At 78.5% G+C, this 311-nt stretch carries 1 protein-coding gene; it reads left to right on the forward strand.

Annotated elements, in window-relative coordinates; translation table 11 throughout:
• The coding region (locus IH48_RS34080) for an NAD-binding protein (RefSeq protein ID WP_037844283.1) at window positions 1-311 on the forward strand (311 nt) is incomplete at both ends.

Consider the following 311-nt stretch of genomic DNA (forward strand, 5'->3'; position numbering starts at 1 on the left):
CGACCCGGAGGCGCGGGGGCTCGCGGTGGCGCGGCGGCTGCGGGTGCCGGTGGTGCTGGGGGACGTGACGCAGGAGGGGGTCCTGGAGGCGGCGAAGATCCACCGGGCGCGGACGCTGCTCGCGCTGACCAGCGCGGACACGACGAATCTGGAGGCGGCGCTGTACGCGCGGTCCGTGCGGCCGGATCTGCGGGTGGTGCTGCGGCTGTACGACGACGACTTCGCGACGGCGGTGTACCGGACGCTGCGGGCGGCGCATCCGCAGGGGCCCCCCCGGGGTCCTCCCCCCGGGCGCCCCCACCCCCGCCCGC

The organism is Streptomyces sp. NRRL F-5126 (genome assembly GCF_000721265.1).
Taxonomy (GTDB): domain Bacteria; phylum Actinomycetota; class Actinomycetes; order Streptomycetales; family Streptomycetaceae; genus Streptomyces.